Below are 21,953 nucleotides of genomic sequence, written 5' to 3' on the forward strand. Positions count from 1 at the left end.
AAATCGGACGGACCAGCTACCGCGTCACGAAGGCCCAGCGTCAATGGCTCCGCCTCCGCGATGGCAGGTGCCCCTTCCCCGGCTGCAGCAACCACTCCCTGGACAACGAAGCAGACCACTTCCTGGCCTGGGCCGACGGCGGCAACACCGGCATCTCCAACCTGGGCCAGCCCTGCCCCAGGCACCACCGCCTCAAACACAGCTCATCCTGGAAACCAACCGGCGCCAGCAAGGACAACCCACCAGGATGGACCTCTCCGTCAAGACGGCACTACCCCAGCGAGCACCAGGACTGGGAACCACCCCACTGGCCACACCACATCCTCACCACGGACACAGGCCCGGACCAATGCCTGCCCGCAGACCCGGGACCGGAACTGCCCCCGGACCCGTTCCCCGAATGGCACCAATTCACGGCCGAGCATCCACTGCACGCCGCAGACACGGACGACCCGGGCTGGCCAGCACTACCCGGGGACCCCTTCCCGGAATGCTTCCTGTTCCAATGTGTCTGATCGATTAGTTGCATGTAGTTTCAGTGCGTTACACGGCGATAGACCGTCCCGATGAGTGGATGGCCGCTGATGCGGTGGCTGGACATGGGAGGATCGGGGAATGGAAAACACCCCTGGGGTCCTCCGTTATGCGGCCTTTTCCACGACGCCAAATGGCGGCAATCCTGCCGGTCTGGTCCTGGATGCCGGCCATCTGGATGATGCCGGGATGCTGGCGGTGGCGGCCGCCGTCGGGTACGCCGAAACGGCCTTTGTGACGGAACAGGGCGTCGACGGGGACCCGCGTCGGAGCCGGGTTCGGTACTTCTCGCCGATCGCCGAGGTGCCATTCTGCGGCCATGCGACGATTGCGCTGGCCGTTGCGCTGAGCGAACGCGACGGGGCAGGATCCTTCACCTTCGACACCCCTCCGGATCGAAGCCAAAGGAATCGAAAAGGGTGCGGTCGGCGAAGACCAGCACCGGATGCCAGTTTCCCGAATACGCGATCCGCGGCGGATAGGCCGGATCGAGATCGCCCCGCCCGACGCCGAGCAGTCCGAGGAGTTCAGCCAGGACAGCGTCGCCGAATGCGGCCAGCTGTGGCTCAACGGCGGTGAACCATGCGGTGATGTCGGCGCCATCGCCCGATGTTTCGATGACGACGGGGCCGACAGGGGGTGCGCCGCCTCATGGACATACAGGGCTGGGCCGCAACGGTGACCGTCCTGCACCGTATCGCAGATGGCGAATTCGCGGCCCGGAATCTGTTCCCGGTGGGCGCCATCACAGAGGACCCTGCAACAGGGGCCGCGGCGGCTGCGGTCGGCGCCTACATGCGCATCCTGCCGGGCTTACTCACAGTGGACATTCCCGCTGCCGGCGGAATAGTGGTCAGCGGCAGGGCCGTCCGGATCCCGCCCCCTACGGTCAACAGCTGATCAGAGTCGGGGCCGCGGCCGTGGGTCCGCCGTTGTCAGTGGTGCCAGATGTAGATGGACCGGCCCGGGGAGCCCAGGCGAACGCGAGGTGGGCAGCCCGGATGGATCGCTATGACTCGATCGCTGTGGGCAATGCGACGAGGCGAACCGGCCGGGATCACCCGCTACGAGCGATCGCGGACGGGCGCCGTCCTGCACCTCTGAGTGGTGCCGAAGGAGGCCTACCTCTCGTACCAGCCCTCGAGGAAGGCGCGTCCAAGGGTGCCGTTGAACAGGTTGAACATCAGCAGAGCAGGCGTCGCCTCTGGGTCAATCTCGACCTTCTCGGCGGCGAGGGCGAGGACCGCAAAGATGTAGCGGTGCCTCCCGGTGCCCTCCGGCGGCCCGGCCCCGACGTAGCGCTTCAGCCTGGCGTCGTTCGGGAGCTGAAAGGCGCCCGGCGGGAGCCCCGAGCCCGACTCCTCTCCTGCGCCAGCGGGCAGCTCGGTGACGTTGCCGGGAATGTTCACCACGGCCCAGTGCCAGAATCCGGTTACCGTGGGCGCTTCGGGGTCGCACATGGTGACCACGAAGCTCTGCGTCCCTGGCGGGAAGCCGCTCCAGGAGAGCTGCGGGGAAACGTCTTCGCCGCCGGCGCCGAAGATGCGGCTGACCTGTGGCAACGCCAGCTTCTCGCCCTCCCGCAGGTCGCTGCTGGTCAGTGAGAACGAGGCCGCTGCGGGAAGGTTCTCGTAGGGGTTCCAAGTCATCTAACTTCTCCTGTTCCTGAAATAATTGAGTTGATCAGCAGCATCACATTTCTTCAGCTTGATGCGGCCGAACCCGGATTGCGACCTCCCTCCGGGCGCTGACCTACATGTCTTCTTCGCGGAGCAGGTCGAGGTTGCGGAACGCGGGGTGGCCGTCGCAGATCACGGCCAGGAATGCTGGGAAATCTCCTGTCTCGTGGCGGTTCGAGTTTTCCATGCCTTCATCGTAGGTGGAGAACTCGACCATGAGTACGTAGGTGCCTTTGCTGAGTACTCCTTGCGCGGATCCTCCAAACCGATCGGTATCGCCGAATGGGAATCCGAGATCGTGAAGTCGCTGCCCGAGGACTTCGCCTCCACGCTGCCCAGCATCAGCGAACTCGAAGCCGAACTTTCAGGCGATATTCCAGATTGACCGGCGAACCCGGGCCGGGTATTGCTGCAATTGCAACCAGGCAGCCAGCACCCGGACAATGGTGTTCATGACCGCTGTAACCTTGCTGGCCTTTGCCGGGCTGTGCCTGCTGCTCTCCGTCACCCCCGGCCCGGATACCTTCCTCGTGCTGCGGATCTCGCTGCAGAATGCCGGGGCCGGCCTTGCCGCGGCGCTCGGCTCGGCACTGGCGTCCCTGGTCTGGGCCGCGCTGGTGGGAGTGGGACTCGCCGAAGTGCTGGAAGACTCCGCGGAAGTGTTCCGCTGGCTGAAGATCGCGGGCGGGTTGTACCTGCTGTACTTGGGAATCTCGTCGCTGATCCGGGGCCGCCGCCAAACAACCTCCGCAACCGCCGGACGGCCTCCCCGCCGGGGCTACAGCCGAAGGGCAGGGTTCGGCGCCGGCGCGCTCTCCACACTGCTCAATCCCAAGGTCGGCCTGTTTTACCTCGCCGTCGTGCCGCAATTCATTCCACACGGCGGCAACACCCTGGACACCGCCATGGTGCTTGGTGCCATCGAAAGCGCCATCGGTTTCCTCTATCTGGTGGCCGTGTCCATCGCGGCAGCGAAGGCAATGGCCTGGCTGCAGCGCCCCCGGGTGAGCAGCTGGCTCGAACGCGGCAGCAGCGGCATTATCGCCGCGCTCGGCCTGGGCGTGCTGGCATCCAGCACCAGCTCGTAGCCCGTACCCGTGCCCGTGCCGTAGCCCGTAGCCCGCGGGGATATGTGAGCTGCCTGGCCTCGGAACAGGGTGCTGGCCGTCGGCAGGCCAGCCGACGTTTTCGGAGACCACGCCCGGTTCCCGGGAAATGGTCCGGGTTGTTTGCGCCTGGCATTCACTCGATCAGGTTCTCAGGGAGCCTCCACCGGCGGTCGTCAGGAGAGATCTGCCAGGGTCTCGTTCGCAGGTCCACGTCGAAGGCCGACTAACGAGTTGTTGAGACGACGCTACTGACACTGAAGGCGGCACGCCGGTTTCGGCCACAGAGCGCGGCGGACGCCGAAGAAGCCATAACCGGCCGGCGTTTGGATGGGCTGGACAGGAATGGCAACCTGTTGGCTCTCATTGGTCTAGGAGTTGCTGGCGAACTGATTATCCGTGGCGGGGAAAGGGCACGGCGGCAGCAACCGACGGTGTCCTAACAAGCAAATGGGGGCCAAAGTAGTGGGCTCCCATGCAGGGGACTCGATCGGAGCTGCACCACTTACTTGCCATAGACGTCGCGTCGATGACCAAGGGTGACAACAACCACCAGCAGGACGTCGTCTTGGATTGTATAGATAATCCGATAATCGCCAACAGGGACCCGAAAACCCGGACGGCCGCTCAGGGCAATTGCTTTGGGCGGCCGGGGATCGGACCCAAGGAGTGCGATAGCACCGTGGATACGTTCGCGATCTTTGGGATGGATTTGGTTGAGGGCCCGAAGGGCCGCGGGACGTAGCTCAATCCGATATTTCGTCATGCCCAGCCAAGGTCGGCCTTCACCTGGGCCCAAGGGATATTCTCGCCCTCTTCGGCCATGGCCGCGTCAAACGCTGCGATGTCTTCGACTTCTTCCACGGCATCAAGCATCTGCTCGTAGCGCTCCGGCGACAACAGAACAGCTGCCCGACGCCCGCGGCGCTCAATAAATACCGGCTCGGATTCGGCCACGGCGAGGAGTTCTGGCAGGCGGGACCGTGCGTCCGTGATGTTGATCGTCGACATGCTCTAAATGTACACCTGAAAGCATCAGGTGTACATAAGAGCCGTGGACGCCCGTTGTTTCATTTCGGAAGACCTTGTGGGGTATCGGAGCCGCAGACATGCCTGGCCGAGTTCGTCAAAGATGATGAGGACGCGCTTCCACGAATATCACTAGCCTTGGCTACCTGGTTCCCCCTGTAGGTGCCGACCGACCGGACTGCAAAACTCATGTGCAATCCGCCTGAGCGCTTCCACGACCGGTGCGCCACTTAGGGCACCGGTTCACAACCGCCGTCGTTCCGCAGCTGCTCAGTTGTCATCAGATCAAAATGTGAGAGGTTGATCTACTCGGAAGAACTTCCAGCAATTGGAAGTTTGTGGTGCCGGTTCCCTTTTTGCCGAATCGGTCAGGCATGGAATCCTGTCAACCCTCCGCAGCGCCGGTCGTCGGCGACGCCAACTCCCGGCTATCCCTGGCGCAGGGCCCGGATACCGGGTCGCAGGCGCTCTGGCAGCTCATCGATGATTCCAACGACCTCGTGGCCAACACCGCCCGCGGCCGCCTCCAGCTGGCGTTGCGCCCGGTCCACCCTGTTGGCGCCGTCCACGTCCCGCAGATCGACCCGAAAACCGGGCGGGTGATCCGCTAATACCCGGCGCTTACGACCCGGTCGCTGACATTAGTCAGCACAGTCGTAGGCTACTTTGGAGACCGGACACTAGCGGCCTGGCCTCGGGCCCCGAAAGAAGGACTGAGTGGACAGTGATGCTGGTACGTGGTTTCTAAGTCGCGCTGAGCGGGGGAATCTGGCCACCGACGTGCACGCGGGCGGTGCCGGATCGCCGTCCTGGTCGGAGGGCAATCTAGTGCGGCCCCTGATTCATGGAGCGACCTACTTCGCCCGACTGCATGAGGAGTTGACGGCTCTGCAGGCGGGAGACCGCGTGTGGTTCACCGACTGGCGTGGCGACGCCGACGAGCGGCTGCTGGCGGACGGACCCTCGATCGGCGACGTGCTCGCGGCGTTGGCCCGCGCGGGAGTGGAAGTGCGGGGCCTTGTCTGGAGATCCCACGGAGAGCGCGTATCGGCCCCGATCAGCGGCCGATCCAATGAGCTCCTAAGTCGTCAGGTCAACGACGCCGGCGGAGAGGTGCTGCTTGATCAGCGAGTACGCCTGTTCGGCTCCCATCACCAGAAATTCTTCGTCATCCGCCATCGTGACAACGCGTCGCGGGACATCGCGTTCGTTGGCGGGATCGACCTTTGCCACAGCCGACGGGACGACGCCGACCATGCGGGAGACCCGCAAGCGGTGACCATGGATTCCCGGTACGGGAAACGACCCCCCTGGCACGATGCCGCCCTCGAACTGCGCGGCCCCGTGGTGGCAGACCTACTGGCAGTTTTCGCTGAACGGTGGAACGACCCCCATCCCCTGGACCGACGCACTCCCTACCGGATGCTGCTGCAACGTCTCGCCCGTATGCCCCGGCACCCCGAACCGCTCCCGGCCACTGCGCCGCCGCCACCACCGGCGGGCCCTCATGCCGTGCAGCTGCTGCGCACCTACGGGGTGAAACGTCCCCCGTTCCCGTTCGCACCTGAAGGGGAACGCAGCGTTGCCCGCGGCTACGCGAAAGCCTTCGCCCGGGCCCGCTCGCTGATCTACATCGAGGACCAGTACCTGTGGTCGACAGAGGTCGCAGCCGGAATCGCGGAGGCCCTCGAACGGAACCCCGAATTGAGGGTGATTGCCGTTGTGCCCCGCTACCCCGACTCCGACGGTCCTCTCGCAGGGCCGGCTATCCGGATCGGGCAACTGCGTGCCATCAGGATGCTGCGCCGGGTCGCGCCCGACAGGGTCGGCGTGTTCGACCTGGAGAACCGCTTGGGAACTCCGATCTACGTCCACGCCAAGATCTGCATCATCGATGACACCTGGTTTACCTGCGGCTCAGACAACTTCAACCGTCGATCCTGGACCACCGACAGCGAGCTCACCTGCGCCGTACTCGACACGACTGCCGACAACGGGGAACCGACCGGCACAGACACCGGCCACGATGCTTCCCGGCCGTTGGCCCACGGGCTTCGCCTCCAACTCTGGGCCGAAAACCTGGGCCTGGAGCAGGACGATCCCCGGCTCCTCGACCCGGCGGCCGGGCTCAAGCTTTGGAACACCACTGCCGACGCTCTCGACCGCTGGCACGAAACCGGGCACCGCTCGCCCCGACCCACTGGACACGTGCGCCGCCACACCACAGAACCCGTGTCACCCCTCCAACGTCTCTGGGCGGTTCCGATCAGCCGCCTCGTCGTGGACCCGGACGGCCGCCCCCATCGACTGCGCGGCACTACCCAGTTCTAGGCAACCAAGTCTGGTGCAAGGGCCGCGCGGACCTCCGACTGCCGAACAAGGCATAGTGCTTCCTAGGCGAGGTCCAAGATCAGCGGCATGTGGTCGCTATGCGCCAAACAGTCTTCGGAACCCCCTACTCGGAGATCGGCCGGGATGCCGTCGCTCGGGAATGCGAAGTCAATGTGAGGGCCGTTTCTGACTAAGCGAAGACGGTCTTTTCAACCTTCCACTGCATCAGCTTCGGGTAGACCCAGAAGGTGTAGATGCCAAGCGTGATGATGCTCAGGAGCGCCCATTTGATCCACAGCCCGAAGATGCCCCACCCCGTGCCGACGAACTGAAGCTGCCGGCCGTGGAGGTAGGTGTTCTTCGCCCGCCATCGCTCAACCAGGACCAAGGCGAACGGGTAGCAGATCCCAATGGTGCAGCTCGTAATCAGTACGCCGAGGATCTGGGTGCCGAACCAGGAAGCGGCCCCACCTCGGAACTCGTAGATCTGTACCCCAGGGACGGCCCCGGCGCCGGTGGCCACTGTGGTTCCGGCGCCTGCGACGGGCATCTGCCCATACGCCGAAACGTGCTCTTTGTTGATGCTCAAGGAATCCCCCAATAGATAACGCGAAAGTGAACAATTGAACTGTAAGCGTCGCGAGGGAGTCGGGCACCCCGGACACGGCGCCTCAGTCGCACTACCCCGGGATCTGGATCCGTGCGGCTTCCTGCATCAGCGGGGTGGAGATCATCACGGTCGAAGCACCGGTCGCAATATCGAAAGCAATGAATCCGCGAGTCTTGTCACCCGGCAGAACGTCGCCGGAGCCAAGCTGGTTGTCCGCAAAGAGGCTCAGATCGGCTTTGCGCCCATTAGCGTCCTTGGCCGAGAAGTAGAACGGGTTGGAACTGGTCTTGCCTGCCTCCGTTTCCCACAGGACGTCCAGGAGCAGGTAGCTTCCACTCTTTGGTGCCGTCGCAAAGGCAGTTGCCGTGACAGCGTCCGTTCGAACGGCAGAGACAATGGTGATCTTCGCGACGTTGCCGTTGCCCATCTTGACGCTGAACGGAGCGCCGACGGCGGGTCCGGCCGGCGCCGCCGGCGACGCAGCGGCAGCAGCCGGAGCGGCGGCCGGCGCAGCGGACGGTACAGCAGCTGCCGTCGCAAAGGCAGGTGCTGCTGCCGCAGGAGTCGAGGTCGCCGCCGGGGCGGCATCGCTGGCCTGCTTGGCGCCGCCGGAGCACGAGCCCAGGGCGATTCCCAGCACCAAGACGCCGGCGGGGATGAGGAAGCGCTTCTTCTTGAAGAACGGCCGGGGCTGAGTCGCTGCAATCGCAGCAGTCAAGGGCTGTTCCGAAACTTCGTGGGACATGTGGTGCCTTTCTAAGGGTGAATGAATGATGTGAGTCGTGGGGCTGCTACTGCTTTTCCCACTTGCCGCAGCGGGAGGACTTGAAGTCCTGCCCGCCGGCCAGCGCAACAGTGGGGCGGCCGCCGCCGGGGATGTCGTTTTCGATGATGTTGCTGCCGTTGCTACCCGTGGCATAGATGCCCCAGTAACAGGTGGACCCGACGTCGGCGGCCGCGCGGTAGGTGCCGGCCTCGATGTCTTTGCCGACCGTCCAGGTGCCGTCACCGACGGTGCTGGCCGCCTTGGTCTTCTCGGCGCCGGTCACCGCTTCCTCGCGCTTCTTGACGGCAGCCTCGGCGGTCTTGACGGCTGCGTCGGCCTTCCCCACCTCGGTCTCTCGGCTGGTGACTTTGGCTTCGCGGGCGGCGATGCCGTTCTGGAGCGTGTCGTACTTGGACTTCATCGACTCGTAGCTGAACTTAGCCGAGTCGCGGTCGGACTCCACGGACGCCTTCTCCCCCGCCAGCGCCGCGTAGGCATCGCTGGACTTCGGGTCCGGCAGCGTGGTGCCGAGGACGACTGCACCGGCCACAAGCGCCAGGACGGCTACCGTGGCGAACATCTTTTTCTTGCGTCCCGGCTTTGGCTTTCCCGGCGAGGGCTGCTTTTCGTGCAGGACGTCTGTGGTCTGCGTTTCCGCCGCCTGGTTGGTGTCGGTGTTCAACATTGTTCTCTTCCCCCTGTTTACGGATGACTGCTGAGCGGCGGCGGGATACCGATCCCCCAATGCACGGTTCCCCGCCGCCGTCGCAGCTCCGGAAGATCTCGTAGCTGCAGGACTGAAGCTACGGCGCCGCGGCGCGGCCCAGGCCAATGAACGCTGATAACCCCCCTTATCAGTCATTCGCCGGAATATCGTTGGGGTGCCGCTAGGCTGAGGGTCGACGTCCTGAGGAGGCGCAAATGAATGAAGCAGCAGCCCTGCGCATGACCCTCTCCGACGTTGCCGCCCTCGCCCAGGTCCAGCGCCCGGTCGTTTCCATGTGGCGCAAACGCAGCGCCGGGTCTCCTCACCCATTTCCGGAGCCCGCAGCGCTTGACGGCGGCCGTGAACTGTTCGACGCCGACCAGGTCGCCGGCTGGCTGGACGCAACCGGTCGGGGCAACAACCCGGAGGCCGTGAACGACGCCGCCGCTTTCGCACGGATGCCCGCCACCGGCAGCGGCCCGGGAAACACGCTGGACGCCCTCACTGCCCTGCTGACCGTCAAGGCGATGACCGGCAAAGCGTTGGGTTCGCTGACCCCTGATGAACTGCTGGACCTTGCAGACGAGTGCGATCCCGACGATCTGTTCCTGTACTCGGAGCTGGAGATCCAGGGCCCGGCGCTTGCGTCCACGGCAGCGTTCGCGGACCGGCTGGTGGACAGTGCCTACAACGCGCCCGCCGCCTTCGAGCAGCTGCTGGCGGCCCGGTTCCGGGCGGGGCTCCGGGAGCATTCAGATACCGCCCTTGCCGGTTCCGCCGTGGGCCTGATTGCCGCCGCCGCCGTCGAACTGGCCGCGACGCTCGGCGGGAACCCGGTGTTTGCCGATTCCACGCGCGGCGGCAGCGACCTCCTGATGGGCGTCGTGCACACTTCCGGCGAGAGTGCTCCCTTCACGTTTCTGACGGCCGACGACGACGGCGGCGCCGGCCGCCTGGCGCGCCGCCGGCTGCGCGTGCATGGTGTGGACAGCGGACAGATCCGGGTGGACCCCGGCGGCGAGTTTGCCGTCCGCGGACCCGTGGTCCACGTGGCGCAGTACCCGTCCCCCGGCGCACCAGGCATGGACGCACTCCAGATCCTTTCGGCGGTGGAACACCTCGCCCTGCAGATGGACGATCAGCAGCGGGCGGTCATCATCGCCCCGGCACGGGTTCTCTGCGATATGCCGCTGGCCGCCGTGGCCGCGGGCCTGCGTTCCGGGCTGCTGCGCACCGGCCGGGTGCGCGCCGTCGTGCGGCTTCCCCAGGGCCTGCTGCGCTCCAAGCCACGCGAAGCCCAGGCACTTTGGGTGCTCGGACCGTCCTTCGCTGAGGTTCCCATCGCCGAGCGGTGGACCATGGTGGCGGATCTCAGCGCCCGGGACCTCACCGAGGACGTCGGCCAGGACCTGGTCAGCGACATTGTCGCGTCGATGGGTGACCGCGCCACCATCCGCGCCCACTCCTTCCGTTTCGCCCGCCTGGTGCAGACCAGGGTGCTGCTGGCTGGTAAGGGATCCCTGGTGGCAGCCCAGTCCCGCGGTCCGGCCCGGGGTGTCGGTGGCGCGGAGGCCGTCCTCCGCGTGGAGGAACTGGTGCGCCTGCTGCACACCGGAGGATCCGCAAAACCTGCTGCCCTGGCCGTGAGGGCAGGAGACCCGCAGGCAAGTGCAAAGCCTGCCACTGTCCGGGAACTGATCGCGGCCGGCAACCTCAGCTACATCAAGGGCAACCGCCTTGAGGACGCCGTCCTGAAACAGACGGAGGGAACACAGGTTCTGGGACCGGACGAACTCCTGAATCCGCATGGCGCGCAGCCCCGCCACATCAGTTTGCTGGACTTCGCGGCCAACTACCCCGCCGGCCGGCTCACCGAGCCCGGCGACGTCGTCTTCTGCACCAGCCCGCATCCCGTGGCGACGGTGGACGCCCACGGCGGCTCCGCCGTCGTATTTCCGGCCAGGGTGCTCCGGATCGACGCCGGCGATCCCGGCGGGCTGCTGTCCGACGTCGTCGCCGCGGACATCAACAGCCTCCCGGCCGCGGACAAGTCCTGGCGGCAGTGGCGCTTGCGCCGCACACCGGACGCGCAACGCCGGAACCTGAGCCAGACACTGGCCGCACTGCAACACGAGCAGCGGGAAGCCCGCGAGCGGCTCAGGCGGCTCGAAGAACTCGCTACCCTGATTACGGACGGCGTAGCGGGCGGAAGCCTCACACTGACAGACCCCAGCACTAAGCTCGCCGATCCACAGACCGAAGGAACTCGCTAATGCCCCCGAAATTGAAGGTGGACCTTGCCCCGTCCACGATGAAGGAACTCAAGGACACCCTCTGGAAGGCCGCGGACAAGCTGCGCGGCTCCATGGATGCTTCCCAGTACAAGGACGTGATCCTTGGCCTGGTGTTCCTGAAGTACGTCTCGGACGCCTTCGAGGAGCGCCGCGGGCAGATCCAGGCCGAACTGGAGGCGGACGGGCTCAACGAGGAGCAGATCGCCCAGCTGATCGACGACGTCGACGAGTACACCGGCCGCGGCGTGTTCTGGGTCTCGGAACGGGCCCGCTGGACGTACCTGGCCGAGAACGCCAAGGGCCTCCCGGCGCTCGACGGCGCCGAGCCCAAGTCGATCGGCCAGCTGATCGATGAGGCCATGGAGCTGATCATGGCCGACAACAAGAGCCTGGCCGCCACGCTCCCCCGCATCTACAACCGCGACAACGTGGACCAGCGCCGCCTCGGCGAGCTGCTGGACCTGTTCAACTCCGCCCGCTTCACCGGCCAAGGTGCCAGCAAGGCCCGCGACCTGCTCGGGGAGGTGTACGAATACTTCCTGGAGAAGTTCGCCAAGGCCGAGGGCAAGCGCGGCGGCGAGTTCTACACCCCCGCCGGCGTGGTCCGGGTGCTGGTGGAGGTCCTGGAACCGCACCGCGGCCGGGTCTACGATCCCTGCTGCGGTTCCGGCGGCATGTTCGTCCAGGCCGAGAAATTCCTCGCGGCCCACAACATGGAGGGCTCGGACATCTCCGTCTACGGCCAGGAGCTCAACGAGCGCACCTGGCGGATGGCCAAGATGAACCTCGCCATCCACGGCCTCAACGCCAACCTCGCCTCCCGCTGGGGAGACACCTTCGCCCGGGACCAGCACCCCGAACTCAGCGGCACCAGCGGCGCCGACTTCATCATGGCCAACCCGCCCTTCAACATCAAGGACTGGGCCCGCTCCGAGTCCGACCCCCGCTGGAAGTACGGCGTGCCCCCGGCAGGCAACGCCAACTACGCCTGGATCCAGCACATCATCTCCAAGCTGGCCCCCGGCGGCAGCGCCGGCGTGGTCATGGCCAACGGCTCCATGTCCTCCAACTCCGGCGGTGAGGGCGAGATCCGCGCCCAGCTGGTCGAGGCGGACCTGGTCTCCTGCATGGTCGCGCTGCCCACCCAGCTGTTCCGCAGCACCGGCATCCCCGTGTGCACCTGGTTCTTCGCGAAGGACAAGACCGCGGGTCCGCGTGGCTCCGTGGACCGGACCGGGCAGGTGCTCTTCATCGACGCCCGGAACCTCGGCTACATGGTGGACCGGGCCGAGCGCGCGCTGTCCGACGAGGACATCGCCAAGATCGCCAACACCTACCACGCCTGGCGCGGGACATCTTCTGCTGTTGAGGCTGGACTGACGTACGACGACGAAGCGGGCTTCTGCTATTCGGCCAGCCTCGCGGAGGTTAAGGCTGCGGACTACGCGCTGACGCCGGGACGCTACGTGGGTGCCGCCGATGTGGAGGACGACGGCGAGCCGGTCGAGGAGAAGATCGCGCGGCTGTCCAAGGAGCTGTTTGAGCAGTTCGAGGAATCCGAGCGGCTGGCGGCGGTTGTTCGGGAGCAGCTGGGGAGAGTTTCATGACTCTCTGGCGAACGACAACAATTGAGGATCTTGCTTCTAGCCACAAGTCTGCTCTGGCGACCGGTCCGTTCGGCTCCGCCGTAGCGTCCAAGAATTTCCGCCCGAGCGGTGTTCCGATGCTGCGGGGAATGAATTTGAGTGACGATGTTGGAACCAAGCTTGACGAACGGGACCTTGTGTTCTTGGATCCGGATCTCGCTGCCACCTTCGGGAGGAGCACTGCGCGCAAGGATGACCTCGTTTTCACATGTTGGGGATCCGTTGGCCAAATTGGGTTGATTGACGCAGACGCAAAGTACGACGAGTACGTCGTGTCTAACAAACAGATGAAGCTGACGCCCGATACAGAACAAATTGACTCGCTCTTTTTGTACTACAACATGAGTCAGCCCAGGATGATTTTCGAAGTTCAGTCTCGAGCAATCGGAAGCACGATTCCAGGGTTCAACCTTGGTCAACTGCGTGCGCTCAAAGTTGAGATCCCAGAGCTTAGCGAACAGCAAGCCATTGCGGGAGTGCTGGGGGCTCTCGACGACAAGATCGCCGCCAACACAAAGCTCGTCGCCACCGCCGATCAGCTATCGCACACTCTTTTCCTGTCCATGAGCCGATCTGGTAGCCGGCTGGTTCCCTTGTCGGAGACCGCGAAGTTCGTAAACGGCAAGGCGTTCACTAAAAATGCGAGTGGAACGGGCCGAGTTGTCATCCGTATCGCGGAGCTCAATAGCGGAATCGGCGGATCAACGGTCTACAACGACATCCATGTGGATGATCAGCATATTGCTCGTCCCGGTGATCTGCTTTTCGCTTGGTCAGGTTCATTGACGCTTGCCAGATGGTTCAGACCTGAAGGAATAGTCAACCAGCATATTTTCAAAGTCATCCCCAATAGCGGCTACGCGCACTGGCTTATCTATGAACTGCTCCGCCACAAGCTCGACGAGTTCAAGTCCATTGCCGCTGACAAAGCAACCACCATGGGTCATATACAGCGCAAGCACCTGGACGAACACGTCGCCGTTCCGACGCTCGAAGAGATTCATAAGCATGACCAGCTGATGGCGGGGTTGTGGAAGCAATCTTTGGCAGCTGAGCGTGAAAATCTCAAGCTGATCGAGAACCGCGACGCGCTCCTCCCCCAACTCATGTCCGGCAAACTGCGGGTCAAGGACGCCGAAGCCGAGTTGGCCAAGGTCGGCGTGTGACGGCGAGTAGCGCCAGCGCAATTGTGCAAGGCGTTGCACAATTGCTGTCGAAGAATGGGGAGATGTTGCAAGCGCCGCTTGCAACATTAGTTTGCCGGCCGTGTTCCGCCTCAATGTCGTACCCCTTCGGTAGCTTCGAGATAGCCAGACCGAAGACCGCGAAGGGGACCTGTCATGTCAACGCCAAGTAACCCGAACCCAGCACCCAAAATTGGGATTGGTCCAGGCACACGCAAGCATGCCGATAAGGCAGGCTTTCCGGCCACGCCGGCAGCAAGCACCATGCCCCCGTGGTATCAGGACCTGCTCGAATCCGTTTCACAGCGCATCCAGCTGGGCCGGCTCAGCTCGACAACCGCAATCACCCGGGAGCTCATCTCCACAAACTGGACCATCGGCAGACTCATTCTGGACAGGCAGAACAGCGAAGGCTGGGGAGCGAAGGTCATCGATCGACTCGCTGCCGACTTGAAGACAACGTTTCCGGGGACGAGAGGATTTTCACCGCGGAACCTCAAGTACATGCGGTCATTCGCAGAAGCCTGGCCGCACCTCGCAATTGTGCAAGGCCTTGCACAATTGCCCTGGTACCACCACATCGCCTTGCTCGAGAAGCTCAACGACGCCGACACCCGCCTCTGGTACGCAGCGGCCGCCGTCGAACAGGGCTGGTCCCGCGACGTGCTGGTTCACCAGATTGGGACCAAGCTACACGAGCGCTCGGGCAAAGCGATCAACAACTTCAAGGCGACCTTGCCGCCGTCGGACTCAGACCTGGCGGAGCAATCATTTAGTGATCCGTACGTCTTTGACTTCGTCGCGATGACTGACCGGCGGAACGAGCGCGAGCTCGAAAACCAGCTTGTGGACCACATCCAGAAGTTCTTGCTGGAACTGGGCCAGGGATTCGCGTTTGTCGGCCGGCAGGTCCGCCTGGCAATCGGCGACGACGAGTTCTTCGCCGATCTCCTGTTCTACCATCTGAAGCTGCGCGCCTATGTGGTGGTGGAGCTCAAGGCCACAAAATTCGACCCCGGCTACCTTGGCCAGTTGGGCATGTACATGGCGGCCGTGGATGACCTGCTGGCCCATACTGACGACAAGCCGACCATCGGCCTGCTGCTCTGCAAGTCCAAGAATGATCTGGTGGCCGAGTACGCGCTTCGGACCACCGCGATGCCGATCGGTGTCTCGGAGTGGAAGGCGGAAATCGTCGATTCGCTGCCCGAGGAATTCGCGTCGACTCTGCCCAGCATCAGCGAACTCGAAGCCGAACTTTCAGGCGATATTTCAGAATGACTTCCGGTCAACCAGGGGGAATCACCGTGACGCAAGCACCCGCAGTAGCCTTTTCCGAAGCCGATTGGGAAGGCATGGCCCTGGAGCTCCTGGCCGAGCCGCTCGGCTGGCGGCCGGTTTCCGGGCAGGACATCGCCCCGGGCACCGGCGAGCGGGACTCCTGGGATGAGCTGCTGATCCGTCCCCGGCTCCTCGCGGCGCTGCAGCGGTTCAACCCGACGGTTCCGGCCCAGTACCTGCAGCAGGCCGTCGCCGAGATCGCCTCGCCCAAGTCCAACGATGCCATCACCGAGAACCACCGCCTCCACAACTACCTGGTGGACGGCTACCGGCTCAGTTACATCGACTCGGACGGCAACGAGGCCAACCCCACTATCCACCTGCTCAGCTCCGACCCGGACCAGAACGACTGGCTCGCCGTCAACCAGGTCACCCTGGTGCAGGGCGACTACAAACGCCGCTTCGACGTCGTGCTCTACTGCAACGGCATGCCGGTGAGCGTCATCGAACTGAAGAAGGCCGGCAGCGCCACGGCCGACGTCGCCGCCGCGCACGCCCAGCTGCAGACCTACCTGCGCGAATTCCCCCTGGCGTTCCGCTTCTGCGTCTTCACGCTCGCCTCGGACGGGATCCACGCCAAGTACGGGACGCCGTTCACTCCCCTGAACCACTTCTCGCCGTGGAACGTCGACGACGACGGCGTGCCTGTCGCCCCGGGGCATATGGAAGACGGCGAGGCCGTGACCGCGCTGGAGACCGCGCTCAACGGCCTCTACAACGTGGATCGTTTCCTGCAGCTGACGCGCAACTTCACCGCGTTCGACGGCGGCCCGGACGGGCTGAGCAAGCGCATCGCCAAGCCGCACCAGTACTTCGCCGTGACCAAGGCCGTGGGCAGCACCATCCAGGCCGTGGCCAGCAACGGCAAGGCCGGCGTTGTCTGGCACACGCAGGGCTCCGGCAAGTCCATGGAGATGGAGCTCTACGCCAACCTGGTGGCCCGGAGCCCCCAGCTCAAGAACCCGACCGTCGTCGTCATCACGGACCGCAACGAACTCGACGGCCAGCTGTTCGAGGGCTTTGACCGGAGCCTGCTGCTGGCGGAGTCGCCCAGGCAGGTCCGGAAGCGCTCCGAGCTCCGCGAGGAACTGAGCAACCGCACCACCGGCGGGATCTACTTCACCACCCTGCAGAAGTTCGGCCGCAGCAAGTCGGAGAAGGATGCCGGCGCCGACCACCCGCTGCTGTCCGAGCGGCGCAACATCATCGTGGTGGTGGACGAGGCGCACCGTTCGCATTACGACGACCTCGACGGCTACGCCCGGCACCTCCGCGACGCGCTGCCGCACGCCACGCTGATCGCGTTCACCGGGACGCCGATCTCCTTCGATGACCGCAATACCCAGGACGTGTTCGGCGACTACATCGACGTCTACGACCTGTCCCGGGCGGTGGAGGACGGCGCCACGGTGCCGGTGTACTTCGAGCCCCGGCTGATCAAGGTGGAACTGGCTTCCGGTGTCACCGAGGACGTCCTGGACCAGGCAGCCGACGAGGCCACGCTCGGCCTGGACGACACCGAGCGGGCGCGCATCGAGGCGAGCGTCGCCGTCGTGAACGCCGTCTACGGTGCGCCGCAGCGGATCGCGGCGCTGGCCGCCGACCTGGTGGCGCACTGGGAGAACCGCAGCGCGCGGATGGGCAAGTTCATCGAGGCGCCGGGCAAGGCGATGATCGTGGGCGGGACGCGGGAAATCTGCGCGAAGCTGTACACGGCGATTGTTGAGCTGCGGCCCGGGTGGCACTCCGATGACCTCGCCAAGGGCAAGATCAAGGTGGTCTACTCCGGCACCGCGTCCGACGTGCCGCCGGTCTCCGACCACGTGCGCCGGGACTCCTTGAACGCCACCGTGAAGGAGCGGCTCAAGGACGTGGACGACGAACTGGAACTGGTGATCGTCAAGGACATGATGCTCACCGGCTACGACTCCCCTCCCCTGCACACCCTGTATCTGGACCGGCCGCTCAAGGGCGCGCTGCTGATGCAGACGCTGGCCAGGGTGAACCGCACCTTCCGCGGCAAGCAGGACGGGCTGCTCGTGGCGTACGCGCCGCTGGCGGAGAACCTGGCCAAGGCGCTGGGCGAATATACGCAGTCCGACCGGGCGAACAGGCCGGTGGGGCGGAACATTGATGAGGCCGTCGGCCTGACGCTTTCGCTGGTGGAATCGCTGCGGGAGCTGCTTGCGGGGTATGACTGGAAGGCCGTGCTGATGAAGGGCGGCCCGAAGGCGTTCTTGAACGCCGTCACCGGTGCAGTCAGTTACCTGCGGAGTCCTTCCACTCCTGGCAACCAGCCTATTGAAGGCGAAGAGACCCTTGCTGCCCGGTACCGCAGGTTCTCCAGCCAGTTGTCCCGGGCGTGGGCGTTGTGCTCCGGATCAGAGACGCTCGCCGAACTGCGGCCCGAGATCCAGGTGTACGAGGAAATCCGCGTCTGGATGGCTAAGTACGACGCCGCCGACCGGCAGGCCAGCGGCGAGCCGGTGCCGGAGGAGATCCAGCGGCTGCTGGGGAACCTGATCGCCTCCGCGACGTCCTCGGGCGAGGTCCTGGACATCTACGAGGCGGCGGGCATGCCCAGGCCGTCGCTGGATGACCTGACGCCGGAATTCATCGCCAAGACCCAGCAGGCCCGGAATCCGCAGCTGGCCATCGAGGCCCTGCGGAAACTGATCGCCGACGAGTCCGCCAAGACGACACGGAACAACGTGATCCGGCAGCGGGCCTTCTCCGAGCGGATCACCGAGCTGATGAAGAAGTACACCAACCAGCAGTTGACGTCCGCCGAGGTGATTGCCGAGCTGGTGGAGCTGGCCCGCGAGGTGGCCGCCGAAGGCCAGCGCGGTGCGCACTTCACTCCCCCGCTGAATTCGGACGAGCTGGCGTTCTATGACGCCGTGGCTTCCAATGAATCGGCCGTGGCAGTCCAAGGCGAAGGCGTCCTCGCGGACATTGCCCGCGAGCTGATGTCCGTGATGCGCCGGGACGTGCGCACCGACTGGACCGTCCGCGACGACGTGCGGGCCAAGCTGCGCTCCTCGATCAAACGGCTCCTGGTCCGCTTCGGCTACCCGCCGGACAAGCAGCCCGAGGCCATCAAGCTGGTCATGGAGCAGATGGAGTCGATGGCACCGCGGTTTGCCGACGCACGGGGCTAACCGGCACGAGATTCCGCCACCAGGCGGTTGCAACAACAATATGAAAAATGGGGAAATGACTACTTACGAAACATCGAGTGGAAGCGCGGCTCCGGAGCTGCCGCCGACGCCCGACCACGCGCCAAAACTCAAGGCGAGGCGGCTAAGAATTCCAAAAGTCGGAGGGGTGAACGCTGCCCGCTTCGTTCTGGGCACTGTGTTGGCCGTACTCCTTGCCCTTACGTGGGCAGGAAACAATCCTGCTGAAAACGCCGCAGGCGGTCCTTCTGATTGGAAGTCGCAGCTCAGTGCAGCCTCACTCAAGAACGAACTCTACAACGGCGATACGAAAGGTGCCCCACAGCAATCTGTGGTCAACGGCTGGTACGCAAACGACATCGCCTCGATTGAAGGGTCCCAAAACTCCTACATCGCGGCCAGCTCGGCCCGCAATGGTACTTTACTGATGCTTATCGGCATCGGGTTTGCCGGCGAGCTGGTCATCCGCGGCCTCGAAGGGGCACGCCTGATAGGAACGAAACCCAGGCCGTTTCAAAGGCTAGAAGGGATCCGATGATCAAGCGCATCGCGTTCGTGGTGGTTGGCGCGCTCGTGGCGCTGGCCGGGCTCGGTGTAGCGAACATGTTTGGGATCAGCCCGTTCCAGGTGCGCCAGACCGACCGGAGCCAGCCCGCGTTGCTGAAGTCGATCAAGGACATCAGCCAGTACCACGCCGCGGTCGGCAACTTTGAGGTGGTGCTCGACATCCAGGACGACGTCGCGTGGATGCCCGACATCATCGCCGGACGGCGGACGCTGTTTGTCGCAGCGGGCACCGTCAACGCCTATGCCGACCTGTCCGGCCTCGCTGACAAGGACCTGATGCTGTCCGCGGACGGCAAGTCGGTGACGGTGCGGCTGCCCGAGCCGCAGCTCGACAAGCCCAACCTCGACCACGACCGGTCCTATGTGTTCATGCAGGACCGCGGCGTGTTCGACCGGATCGCCGACGCGATCGAGTCGCCCCAGCAGGCGCAGTTCTTCAAACTCGCCGAGACGAAGCTGGCCGCCGCCGCGGAGGGGTCGGAGCTACGGAAGCAGGCTGCCGAGAATACCAAGGCCATGCTGACCGGCGTGTTCGTCTCGCTCGGAATCCAAGTCACCTTCCTTGACAACGCGTCCGGCTAGGCCGTACTGATCAAGTCGGTTCTAATCCCAATGCCGTTTGCTTAGGTGGTTTGTGTTAATCTTTCGGCATGGCGCGTAGCGGATGGGTGACTCCTGAGGGTCCAGAACGGTTGAGTGACCACGTCTCGCTTGGCGTGTTGACGCGGGTGTTCCCGGCCGATGTGGTCGATGCGGTGATCGGGCGTACCGGGGCCGTGGAGCAGCGGACCCGGTTGCTGCCGTCGCGGTTGATGGTCTATTACGTCATGGCCCTGGCGTTGTTCTCAAACGGTTCGTATGAGAAGGTCATGCGGTCGCTGCTGGCCGGGATGGAATGGCTGACCGGCCGGTTCCGTGAGTGGACGATGCCGACGAAAGCGGCGATTTACAAGGCCCGTACCCGGTTGGGGTCCACGGTGATGGTGGAGTTGTTCGCCGAGGTCGCCAGGCCGTTCGCAGCGCCGGGCGGTCCCGGGTTCTACCAGGAATGGCGGCTGGTGTCCGTGGACGGGACCACCCCGGATCTGGCCGACACGCCGGCGAACGAGCAGGCCTACGGGCGGCCGGGGACGAAGTCGGATTTCAAGAGCGCGTTCCCGCAGGCACGGGTGCTGGGCCTGGTGGAGTGCGGCACCCACGCCGTCTTCTCTGCCGTGGCCTCCAGCTACAACACCAGTGAGCACGACATGTATCCGGCCCTCCTGGCGGACCTGGCCAGGGACATGCTGTTGATGGCTGACCGCGGCTTCTTTTCCTACACGGCCTGGAAGGACAGCGCAGCCACGGGGGCGGCCTTGCTATGGCGGATGAAAGCCAACAGTGCCCTGCCCGTTATCGAGGACTACGGCGACGGCTCATACCTTTCGGCCGTGTATCCCAGCAGCAACGACCGGCGCAAGGACAGCAACGGGATCCCGGTCCGGGTCATCGAGTACGAGGTCACCACCGGGGAGGAGGTCAGCACGTTCCTGCTGATCACCACGATCCTGGACCCCGCCACGGCCCCGGCCGGGGACCTGGCCGGCCTCTATGCCCGCCGGTGGGAAATCGAGTCCAGTTTCGCCGAACTGAAAACCCACCAGCGCGGCCCCGATGTCGTCCTGCGTTCCAAAACACCCGACGGGGTGCTGCAGGAAATCTACGGCTACCTCTGCGCGCACTACGCGATCCGGTCCCTCATCGGCACCGTCGCCGCCGAATTCGACGAAGACCCCCTGCACTTCTCCTTCACACGCACCCTCCGGGCAGCGCGGCGGTCCCTCGCCGGGCGCCCGGCTTTTTCCCCCTCAGCGACTGGCTGAAGCGTTCATCATCTTCTGCCGGGAAATCCTCCACGAACTCCTGCCACCACGCCGACAACGCACCGTCCCCCGCGCAGTCAAACGCAAAATGTCCAACTGGCCACTCAAACGAACACCAAAAAACACAAAGTAAACGGCATTGGTTCTAATCCAAACCCTCACAGCGAAGTTAGATTGGCGCCGTCGGTCCGGCCAGCATCCGTAGTGTTGGCCGAAAGAAGCGACCCCGCACGCGTCTGCGTGCGGGGTCGTTTCAAGTTTCGAAGAACTCACAGGGAACTCTCCTCGAACAGTTGTCCGTTTGGAAGACTTCCAACTAGACGATGCGGTTCTTCCAACTGGTGGTGTGTCTCAGTTTCGCTTGACGGCTTGGAGTGCGACACGGCCGCGGGCGACTTTTTCGAGGATGGATTCCGCTGTCGCCGTCCACACCAGGGGCTTGGGCTCGTCGTTGTGGGCGGCGAGGTAGTCCTCGATCGCTGCGATGAGGTCCGGGACTGAATGGAACGCTCCGCGGCGCAGCGCCTTGTCGGTGAGTTCCCTGAACCACCGCTCCACCAGGTTCAGCCAGGACGAGGAGGTGGGCGTGAAATGCAGGTGGAACCGCGGATGTTTCTCCAGCCAGGCCCTGACGTTGGCGTGTTTATGCGTCGCGTAATTGTCGAGGATAAGATGCACGGCCAGCCCGTCCGGGACTTCCTTCTCGAGTGTTTTCAGAAATGTCAGGAACTCGTTGTGACGGTGCTTGGGCAGACAGGAACCGATGACCTTTCCGCTGGCGACGTCCAGGGCGGCAAACAGGGTCGTCGTGCCGTTGCGCTTGTAGTCATGGGTCATCGTTTCGCCCCGGCCCTTCTTCATCGGCAGGGACGGCTGGGTACGGTCCAACGCCTGGATCGAGGACTTCTCATCCATGCACAACACAATCGCCTGCTCCGGCGGGTTCAGATACAGGCCCACCACATCGATGAGTTTCTCCTCGAACCGCGGATCCGTGGACAGCTTGAACGCCTCGACCCGGTGCGGCTTCAAACCCCGGGCCGCCCAGATCCGCTGCACCTGCGCCGGAGACACCCCGGACTTCGCCGCCATGCTCCGCACCGACCAGTGCGTATGCCC

Annotated in this window: 22 protein-coding genes; 15 read left to right on the top strand and 7 right to left on the bottom strand. The window is 64.3% G+C overall.

Annotated features, from left to right (window positions below; all coding sequences use genetic code 11):
* From J9611_RS22145 to J9611_RS22610, 3 genes are all read left to right on the top strand, one after another.
* A partial coding sequence (locus J9611_RS22145; protein WP_504742111.1) for an HNH endonuclease signature motif containing protein occupies positions 1 to 515 on the top strand: 515 nt, incomplete at its 5' end.
* A 100-nt stretch (positions 516 to 615) separates the two neighbouring features.
* The gene (locus tag J9611_RS22605) at positions 616 to 1,113 is read left to right on the top strand and encodes a PhzF family phenazine biosynthesis protein (protein WP_307857156.1); all 498 of its coding nucleotides are present in this window, start codon (positions 616 to 618) and stop codon (positions 1,111 to 1,113) included.
* 72 nt (positions 1,114 to 1,185) lie between these two features.
* Positions 1,186 to 1,434 carry a PhzF family phenazine biosynthesis protein gene (locus tag J9611_RS22610; protein WP_307857157.1) on the top strand — a complete coding sequence of 83 codons (249 nt, stop codon included), beginning with the start codon at positions 1,186 to 1,188 and terminating at the stop codon, positions 1,432 to 1,434.
* Positions 1,435 to 1,655: 221 nt separating this feature from the next.
* On the opposite strand, the gene J9611_RS19075 is transcribed toward J9611_RS22610, so the two are convergent.
* The gene (locus tag J9611_RS19075; RefSeq protein ID WP_211882568.1) at positions 1,656 to 2,183 is read right to left on the bottom strand and encodes a YbhB/YbcL family Raf kinase inhibitor-like protein; all 528 of its coding nucleotides are present in this window, start codon (positions 2,181 to 2,183) and stop codon (positions 1,656 to 1,658) included.
* A 277-nt stretch (positions 2,184 to 2,460) separates the two neighbouring features.
* On the opposite strand from J9611_RS19075, the gene J9611_RS19080 reads away from it, so the two are divergent.
* Positions 2,461 to 2,598: a hypothetical protein gene (locus J9611_RS19080; protein ID WP_211882570.1), complete on the top strand. Its 138-nt coding sequence runs from the start codon at positions 2,461 to 2,463 to the stop codon at positions 2,596 to 2,598.
* Positions 2,599 to 2,665: 67 nt separating this feature from the next.
* Positions 2,666 to 3,301: a LysE family translocator gene (locus tag J9611_RS19085; RefSeq protein WP_211882572.1), complete on the top strand. Its 636-nt coding sequence runs from the start codon at positions 2,666 to 2,668 to the stop codon at positions 3,299 to 3,301.
* Between the two features lie 523 nt (positions 3,302 to 3,824).
* Here J9611_RS19085 and J9611_RS19090 read toward each other — a convergent pair.
* A complete protein-coding gene (locus J9611_RS19090) occupies positions 3,825 to 4,085 on the bottom strand; it encodes a type II toxin-antitoxin system RelE family toxin (protein ID WP_211882574.1) in 261 nt (86 codons plus the stop codon).
* A complete protein-coding gene (locus tag J9611_RS19095) occupies positions 4,082 to 4,330 on the bottom strand; it encodes a type II toxin-antitoxin system Phd/YefM family antitoxin (protein ID WP_211882576.1) in 249 nt (82 codons plus the stop codon). The genes J9611_RS19090 and J9611_RS19095 overlap by 4 nt, the downstream gene beginning before the upstream one ends.
* A 392-nt stretch (positions 4,331 to 4,722) precedes the next feature.
* Between J9611_RS19095 and J9611_RS19100 the strand changes: the two genes are divergently transcribed.
* Positions 4,723 to 4,959: a hypothetical protein gene (locus J9611_RS19100; RefSeq protein ID WP_211882578.1), complete on the top strand. Its 237-nt coding sequence runs from the start codon at positions 4,723 to 4,725 to the stop codon at positions 4,957 to 4,959.
* A 268-nt stretch (positions 4,960 to 5,227) separates the two neighbouring features.
* Entirely contained in the window at positions 5,228 to 6,679 is a 1,452-nt protein-coding gene (locus J9611_RS19105; protein ID WP_246528066.1) for a phospholipase D family protein, read from the top strand.
* A gap of 190 nt (positions 6,680 to 6,869) precedes the next feature.
* Here J9611_RS19105 and J9611_RS19110 read toward each other — a convergent pair whose 3' ends face one another.
* The 3 genes from J9611_RS19110 to J9611_RS19120 form a co-directional block, all read right to left on the bottom strand.
* Positions 6,870 to 7,268 carry a YjgN family protein gene (locus J9611_RS19110; RefSeq protein WP_246528067.1) on the bottom strand — a complete coding sequence of 133 codons (399 nt, stop codon included), beginning with the start codon at positions 7,266 to 7,268 and terminating at the stop codon, positions 6,870 to 6,872.
* Positions 7,269 to 7,359: 91 nt separating this feature from the next.
* Complete coding sequence (locus J9611_RS19115; protein WP_246528068.1) at positions 7,360 to 8,007, bottom strand: DUF4352 domain-containing protein; 648 nt, start codon at positions 8,005 to 8,007, stop codon at positions 7,360 to 7,362.
* A gap of 73 nt (positions 8,008 to 8,080) precedes the next feature.
* The gene (locus J9611_RS19120; protein ID WP_211882584.1) at positions 8,081 to 8,740 is read right to left on the bottom strand and encodes an Rv1352/Rv1906c domain-containing protein; all 660 of its coding nucleotides are present in this window, start codon (positions 8,738 to 8,740) and stop codon (positions 8,081 to 8,083) included.
* 236 nt (positions 8,741 to 8,976) lie between these two features.
* On the opposite strand from J9611_RS19120, the gene J9611_RS19125 reads away from it, so the two are divergent.
* The 8 genes from J9611_RS19125 (at position 8,977) to J9611_RS19160 (ending at position 20,834) form a co-directional block, all read left to right on the top strand.
* Positions 8,977 to 11,034 (top strand): hypothetical protein, encoded by a 2,058-nt coding sequence (locus J9611_RS19125; protein ID WP_211882586.1) that lies wholly within the window; start codon positions 8,977 to 8,979, stop codon positions 11,032 to 11,034.
* A complete protein-coding gene (locus tag J9611_RS19130; RefSeq protein WP_211882588.1) occupies positions 11,034 to 12,662 on the top strand; it encodes a class I SAM-dependent DNA methyltransferase in 1,629 nt (542 codons plus the stop codon). Before J9611_RS19125 ends, J9611_RS19130 begins: the two co-directional genes overlap by 1 nt.
* Complete coding sequence (locus tag J9611_RS19135) at positions 12,659 to 13,867, top strand: restriction endonuclease subunit S (protein ID WP_211882590.1); 1,209 nt, start codon at positions 12,659 to 12,661, stop codon at positions 13,865 to 13,867. The genes J9611_RS19130 and J9611_RS19135 overlap by 4 nt, the downstream gene beginning before the upstream one ends.
* Before the next feature lie 174 nt (positions 13,868 to 14,041).
* Positions 14,042 to 15,166 (top strand): PDDEXK nuclease domain-containing protein, encoded by a 1,125-nt coding sequence (locus J9611_RS19140; RefSeq protein ID WP_211882592.1) that lies wholly within the window; start codon positions 14,042 to 14,044, stop codon positions 15,164 to 15,166.
* Positions 15,163 to 18,387 (top strand): type I restriction endonuclease subunit R, encoded by a 3,225-nt coding sequence (locus tag J9611_RS19145; protein WP_211882594.1) that lies wholly within the window; start codon positions 15,163 to 15,165, stop codon positions 18,385 to 18,387. Before J9611_RS19140 ends, J9611_RS19145 begins: the two co-directional genes overlap by 4 nt.
* A 55-nt stretch (positions 18,388 to 18,442) precedes the next feature.
* Complete coding sequence (locus J9611_RS19150; protein WP_211882596.1) at positions 18,443 to 18,943, top strand: hypothetical protein; 501 nt, start codon at positions 18,443 to 18,445, stop codon at positions 18,941 to 18,943.
* Positions 18,940 to 19,554 carry a DUF4230 domain-containing protein gene (locus J9611_RS19155; RefSeq protein WP_211882598.1) on the top strand — a complete coding sequence of 205 codons (615 nt, stop codon included), beginning with the start codon at positions 18,940 to 18,942 and terminating at the stop codon, positions 19,552 to 19,554. Before J9611_RS19150 ends, J9611_RS19155 begins: the two co-directional genes overlap by 4 nt.
* A 68-nt stretch (positions 19,555 to 19,622) precedes the next feature.
* A complete protein-coding gene (locus J9611_RS19160) occupies positions 19,623 to 20,834 on the top strand; it encodes an IS4 family transposase (RefSeq protein WP_211882600.1) in 1,212 nt (403 codons plus the stop codon).
* 351 nt (positions 20,835 to 21,185) lie between these two features.
* Here J9611_RS19160 and J9611_RS19165 read toward each other — a convergent pair.
* On the bottom strand, positions 21,186 to 21,953 hold a 768-nt coding region (locus J9611_RS19165; protein ID WP_211882602.1), incomplete at its 5' end, for an IS630 family transposase.

Origin of the sequence: Pseudarthrobacter albicanus (assembly GCF_018224015.1) — a bacterium.
GTDB classification, from domain to species: Bacteria; Actinomycetota; Actinomycetes; order Actinomycetales; family Micrococcaceae; genus Arthrobacter; species Arthrobacter albicanus.

Coding starts and splice junctions, on each gene's coding strand:
- J9611_RS19095 (WP_211882576.1), bottom strand. CDS start 4,330: ATGTCGACGATCAACATCACGGACGCACGGTCCCGCCTGCCAGAACTC.
- J9611_RS19130 (WP_211882588.1), top strand. CDS start 11,034: ATGCCCCCGAAATTGAAGGTGGACCTTGCCCCGTCCACGATGAAGGAA.
- J9611_RS19090 (WP_211882574.1), bottom strand. CDS start 4,085: ATGACGAAATATCGGATTGAGCTACGTCCCGCGGCCCTTCGGGCCCTC.
- J9611_RS22610 (WP_307857157.1), top strand. CDS start 1,186: ATGGACATACAGGGCTGGGCCGCAACGGTGACCGTCCTGCACCGTATC.
- J9611_RS19075 (WP_211882568.1), bottom strand. CDS start 2,183: ATGACTTGGAACCCCTACGAGAACCTTCCCGCAGCGGCCTCGTTCTCA.
- J9611_RS19125 (WP_211882586.1), top strand. CDS start 8,977: ATGAATGAAGCAGCAGCCCTGCGCATGACCCTCTCCGACGTTGCCGCC.
- J9611_RS19120 (WP_211882584.1), bottom strand. CDS start 8,740: ATGTTGAACACCGACACCAACCAGGCGGCGGAAACGCAGACCACAGAC.
- J9611_RS19100 (WP_211882578.1), top strand. CDS start 4,723: ATGGAATCCTGTCAACCCTCCGCAGCGCCGGTCGTCGGCGACGCCAAC.
- J9611_RS19135 (WP_211882590.1), top strand. CDS start 12,659: ATGACTCTCTGGCGAACGACAACAATTGAGGATCTTGCTTCTAGCCAC.
- J9611_RS19140 (WP_211882592.1), top strand. CDS start 14,042: ATGTCAACGCCAAGTAACCCGAACCCAGCACCCAAAATTGGGATTGGT.
- J9611_RS19145 (WP_211882594.1), top strand. CDS start 15,163: ATGACTTCCGGTCAACCAGGGGGAATCACCGTGACGCAAGCACCCGCA.
- J9611_RS22605 (WP_307857156.1), top strand. CDS start 616: ATGGAAAACACCCCTGGGGTCCTCCGTTATGCGGCCTTTTCCACGACG.
- J9611_RS19155 (WP_211882598.1), top strand. CDS start 18,940: ATGATCAAGCGCATCGCGTTCGTGGTGGTTGGCGCGCTCGTGGCGCTG.
- J9611_RS19085 (WP_211882572.1), top strand. CDS start 2,666: ATGACCGCTGTAACCTTGCTGGCCTTTGCCGGGCTGTGCCTGCTGCTC.
- J9611_RS19150 (WP_211882596.1), top strand. CDS start 18,443: ATGACTACTTACGAAACATCGAGTGGAAGCGCGGCTCCGGAGCTGCCG.
- J9611_RS19160 (WP_211882600.1), top strand. CDS start 19,623: ATGGCGCGTAGCGGATGGGTGACTCCTGAGGGTCCAGAACGGTTGAGT.